5 protein-coding genes are annotated in these 4,990 nt (G+C 73.7%); 2 read left to right on the top strand and 3 right to left on the bottom strand.

The genetic code is table 11. The annotated features are described in order from the left end of the window. Positions 1–277 precede the first annotated feature (277 nt). Positions 278–1,114: a hypothetical protein gene (locus ABT247_RS31690; RefSeq protein WP_350749622.1), complete on the top strand. Its 837-nt coding sequence runs from the start codon at positions 278–280 to the stop codon at positions 1,112–1,114. 393 nt (positions 1,115–1,507) lie between these two features. Then, entirely contained in the window at positions 1,508–2,692 is a 1,185-nt protein-coding gene (locus ABT247_RS31685) for a hypothetical protein (protein ID WP_350749620.1), read from the top strand. On the opposite strand, the gene ABT247_RS31680 is transcribed toward ABT247_RS31685, so the two are convergent. From ABT247_RS31680 to ABT247_RS31670, 3 genes are all read right to left on the bottom strand, one after another. After that, positions 2,689–3,135 carry a GNAT family N-acetyltransferase gene (locus tag ABT247_RS31680; protein ID WP_350749617.1) on the bottom strand — a complete coding sequence of 149 codons (447 nt, stop codon included), beginning with the start codon at positions 3,133–3,135 and terminating at the stop codon, positions 2,689–2,691. The two genes, ABT247_RS31685 and ABT247_RS31680, sit on opposite strands and share 4 nt — an antisense overlap. Beyond that, a complete protein-coding gene (locus ABT247_RS31675) occupies positions 3,132–3,917 on the bottom strand; it encodes a hypothetical protein (RefSeq protein WP_350749614.1) in 786 nt (261 codons plus the stop codon). Before ABT247_RS31675 ends, ABT247_RS31680 begins: the two co-directional genes overlap by 4 nt. Before the next feature lie 147 nt (positions 3,918–4,064). Further along, a complete protein-coding gene (locus tag ABT247_RS31670; protein WP_350749611.1) occupies positions 4,065–4,808 on the bottom strand; it encodes a sensor domain-containing protein in 744 nt (247 codons plus the stop codon). Positions 4,809–4,990: the final 182 nt, after the last annotated feature.

The following is a 4,990-nucleotide window of genomic DNA, read 5'->3' as shown; positions in this document are numbered from 1 at the left end:
CCAGGACGGCACCGCCTCGGCCCACGGCCCGTACCGCAGTAGGTCCACCAGCGCGACGACGGCCACCAGCAGGCCGGCGGACCAGCCGCCGAACCCCGGAGGAAGAATCCTCCGGGCCCTTCGCGGTTTCCGCGCACGGCCGGAACACGGTCCTGCCACGAACCGGTAACGGCGGTCGGATCCAAGATCCGCTGTCCGGGGTCTCCCCCATACTTCGGAGGAAACTTCATCCGATTGGGGGGGCGGCACGGCCGTGCCCCGGGACAGGAACCACCTCATGCCGTCGAAGCGCCTGGTCAGCACCGCCGTGATCTGCCTCCTCCTGGGAGCGGGCACGGCTGCCTGCGGCGACAACAAGGACTCGGACAAGGCCGCCGCGCCCGCGACCACCGCCGCGGCGGCCGCGACTCCGACCGCCACGCCGACCCCGACCCCGACCGTGGCGAAGCTGGACACCGACAAGCTGTCCGCGCAGGAGATCAAGAAGCAGGCCAAGGACGCCCTGACCGGTGCCTCGGCGGTCAAGCTGGCGGGCACGATGGTCGACCAGGACGGCACGATGGAGATCAACCTCGCCATGGACAGCAAGGGCCGCTGCACCGGCTCCATGTCGGTGCCCGGCATGGGCAAGGTCGAGGTCCTCCGCGACGGCACGGCCTCCTACATGAAGCCGGACGCCGCCTTCTGGACCGCCATCGGCGGCCAGAACGGCGCGAAGGCCGCCGAGCTCTTCAAGGGCCGCTACCTGACCGGCTTCGACAACGACCCGGAGATGAAGCCGTTCACCTCCCTCTGCGACCTCTCCGAGTTCAGCAAGCAGATCGTCGAGGGCGGCGACACGGCGGCCACCAGTGTCGAGAAGGGGTCCGCCGGCACCACCAACGGCGTGAAGACCTTCAGCCTCAAGGTCACCAACGCCCAGGGCGAGCACGGCACGATCGACGTCGCCACCGAGGGCAAGCCCTACCCGCTCCACATCGAGACGGCTCCGGGCAAGGACGGCCAGACGAAGATCGACCTCTCGGACTTCGACAAGCCGCTGACCGTCCAGGCCCCGCCGGCCGACAACACGATCGACTTCTCCAAGTTCAAGGACCAGGTCAAGACCGCCTGATCGGGGCCCGGATAAATCCGTTGCCCTCTCGGCGGTGGCCTGCCTATGGTGGGGCCACACTGAAAGGAGGTGATCCTGAGTTGAGTTCCATCAGGATGCGTGAGGTGGCTGCTCGCTAGAGCCGCCCCTGCCTGCGCAGGGTGAGGCCCCTGGCCTCCGGCAGGCGAAATCCACAGCAGTCACCCGGCCCGCAGGCTCACCGGAACATCCCCGGTGCCTCGGCGCCAGGCCAGTGCACGGGCCGGCGTCGCAGGAGCAGCCTGCGGGCTGTCTGCGTTTTCGGCGGCGGTCGCGTCGTCATCGCGGCCGCCCCGGACCGTTCCCGTGGTGGGTCACGCCGCTAGAGTCGGCGCGGACTCCGGCGCGGAGCGGCTCGGACACTGGGGGTGGGCGATGGCGAAGGCGCGACGGGCGGGCACGTCGGCGCTGCGGACGGCGCAGGGGGCGGCCGCCGCGGTGCTGGCCGGGACGGGGGTGCTCGGGCTGCTGCTGTTCGGGCTCGGCCGGGAGCACGCGTGGCAGGCGCTCGGCGGCGGGCTGGTGGTGGCCGGGGCGTCGACGGTGCTCGGTGGTGCGCTGGGCTTCCTGTTCGGCGTGCCGCGGGTGAAGGGCGGCTCGGGCGAGCCGCAGGGCTCGTACGCGCCGAACACCAATCTGGAGCAGGTCTCGGACTGGCTGACCAAGGTGCTGCTGGGCGTCGGGCTGACCCAGCTCGGCTCGCTGGGCGAACGGCTGCACCAGCTGGGCACCGCGCTGGCGCCCGCGCTCGGCGGCGGGGACGCGGCGGTGCCGTTCGGGGCCGCGCTGGTGCTGTACTTCCTGGTCCTCGGCTTCCTGGCGGGCTGGCTGGTGACCCGGCTCGCCCTGCCCCAGGTACTGACCGACGCGGACCGGGCGCTGGACCTCTTCCTGGCCGGGCAGGACCGCGACCGGCACGGCGACACCGTCGGCGCGGACGACCTGCGGGTGCGGGCGATGCAGCGGCTCGGGCTGCTCGGCGGCAGTGCCGAGCACCCCGCCGCGCTGGCCGCGCAGCTGCCGCCCTCCTCCGGCTCCCCCGCCGGGCCGGAGGGCGTGGTCGCCGAGGTGCGTTCGACCGCGACGCGCTCGGCGCTGACCGCCGACCAGGTGCGGAGCCTCTTCGCGGACGGCTCGGAGGGCCGCCGGATCCAGGCGCTCGCGCTGATGCAGGGCGATCCGGCGCTGGCGGACCTGCCGAGTGTGCTGGAGGCGATCGAGCACCCGCGGTCCGGCTTCGAGCAGTACCACGCCCTGCTGGCCGCCCGGGGCCTGCTGTCCCGGCTGCCCGCCGCCGAGGCGCAGCGGCTGCGGGACGCGGTGGCGACGCAGCTGGTCGATCCGAGGGGGATCCCGTACGGGTCGGACCGCAGTTGGCTGGCGGAGAAGATACTGTCCCGGCTGCAGGTGGCGGCCTTCGTTCCGGCCCAGCCCGCGGGCCCGGAGCCGTCGGCCCGACCGGGTCAACCCGCTCATCCGACTCAACCGGCGCAACCGGCGCAACCGGCGCAGGCAGCCCGACCCGCCGGGTCGGCGCCGTCGGCCGGCGAGGACTCCTAGACGGTGAACCGCAGTTCCGGCTGCTCCCACGGGGTCCTCGGCTGCGGCGGGCGGGTGCCGGTGCGTTCGGCGCCCATCCGGAGGTAGAAGCCCTCGGCGGGCGGGTGCGAGACGACCTTGACCGCCGTGATCCCCGCCTCGCGGGCGCGGTCGAGCATGTCCGCGATCAACAGCCGCCCGGTGCCGAGCCCTTGGGCCTCGTCCGCGACGAACATCAGGTCCAGTTCGGCCGGTTCGCGGATCAGCGCGTAGAAGCCGAGCAGCCGGTCGTCGGCGGCGTCGACGGCCATCCGCACCTGGTGGCGCTCGACGTAGTCGGGCGTCACGGCGTAGCCGTCGATCATCGCGAAGTACGCGCCCCGGTAGGCGGTGGAGGCCTGGATCAGGGCGGTGAGCCGGTCGGCGTCGGCCGGCTGGGCGGGCCGGATCGTGGTCTCGCTCATGAGCCCCGAGTATAGGAGCAAACCGCTCCAGTGACCATTACCGATTCGGGGCTCGCCGCGACTCCCGGCGGCGCCGGTCGGCGGTCCGCAGCACCAGCACCCGGCGGGTGCGGACGCCCTCCCGGCGGACGCTGCGGACCTCGCTGGAGATCCGGTGCCCGCCGAGCGCGTACCGCAGCCGGTCGAGGTGTCCGCAGCGGCGCCCGTACCCGTCGTGCAGAGGCTGGACGCGGACCTCGCCGTCCGGGGGTGACCCGGACCAGCTCGATGAGAGCGGCCAACTGTCGCTCGGGGCAGAAGAGTTCGGGGTACGCGAAGAGCAGGTAGCCGCTCAGGGTGAGGGCGAAGGTGCCGTCGGCGAAGGGCAGCCGGGGCAGCGCGGCCGCCACGTACCGCTGCGGGTGGGCGGCCGAGTCGGCGGTGAACAGCCGACGGGCGCGGTCCCAGCTGCGCAGGTAGCGCTCCGGCCGGTGGCGGCCGGCCTCGGGGTAGAGGTGCGGTCGGGCCGCCATCGCGACGGCCATCGACTTCCGGGCGGCCAGCGCCTGGGCCTCCACCGCCGGCAGCGGCAGCGCGTACGCCGGGTCGGCGGCGATCACCCGGCAGCCCAGCTCGCGCGCCTCGGCCGCCAGGCCCGCCGCGCCGCCGGGGCAGTCCAGCAGCGGCCCCGGAAGGGCGGCCAGCCCGGCGCGGGTGAGGTCGAACAGGGCGCAGTACTCGTCCAGCGGACGCGAGGTGACCAGGACGTCGGGGTCCGGTGCGGGGGCGGGGGCGGCGGACACGCGGTCATCCGAACACGGAGCGATGTCCTCCGCATCCGGAACGCGTCCGGACGCATCCGAGAGGAAGCCAGGAGCGCCCGGCGCGCCCCCGGCAAGCGCTCCGGGTGCGCCGGACGTCCCGCGCGCACCCGGGGCGTGCCCGGCCGTTCAGCGGCCGAGCAGCCCCACCGCGGCGGCCCGGTTGACGTTCGTCAGACCGCGGACCAGCCGGGCGGTGAGGAAGACCAGCAGCAGTCCGGCCGCCGAGAACGCGGCGATCTGCCAGGTGCCCTCGATGTAGTAGACGTGCCGCACGTGGTGGCTGTCGGTGAAGTCGAACACCCGGTACCCCCGCCAGTCCGTGAAGGTCGGGAAGACCCAGTGGTAGACGGGGTAGAGCGCCATCGTCCAGCCGAGCAGCAGGAACACCAGCGTCATGCTGAAGCTGAACACCGCCCACGGGAACATCACCACCTGGTACAGCACGCCCTTCCAGCCCGCCGCGTCCGCCAGCCGCGCGGTGACGGCGCCCCAGCCGCCCGGACGGACCTGACGCACCGGCGCCGGGCCGGGGACGTCCACGCCGAGCATCCCGCGCACCCGGGCCCGCTCCAGCCTGCCGAAGCCGCGGGAGGCGGTGGTCAGGCCGGCCAGCACGGGCAGGCCGAGGGCGGTGACGAAGGTGCCGAGGCCGAAGCAGAGCATGGTGATCGTGACGGTGAAGGCGGCGATGGCCACCGGCAGGCCGGTCAGCGCGTAGCCGACCTCGCGGTAGTAGGAGGCCGAGAAGGGCGCCCGCCAGAAGGACGGCGGCAGTTCCGTCCGGCGGGCCCCGGCGAGGCGCCCGGCCCCGTCCTCGTGACCGCCCAGGGCGCCCCACTCGTGGTCCAGCGTGCTCCGGCTGCTGCTCATGTCCCGTTCCCGACCCCTCGGTCCGTCGTGCTCCGATCCGACGTCGTCGAGTCTGGTCGAACCGCAGGTCCGCGGGTATCCGGGGGACCGGCGGATCGGGGGTGGGGTTAACCCCCCGTCCCGGCCCACCGGCCGCCGGCCCGGCGGGGCAACCCCGGCCGGGCCGATCGGCCCGGCCGGGC

It is taken from the genome of Kitasatospora sp. NPDC001539, from assembly GCF_040298565.1.
Taxonomy (GTDB): domain Bacteria; phylum Actinomycetota; class Actinomycetes; order Streptomycetales; family Streptomycetaceae; genus Kitasatospora.
The sequence above is the reverse complement of the archived record's forward strand: the minus strand, read 5'-3'. Positions and strand labels throughout refer to the sequence as shown.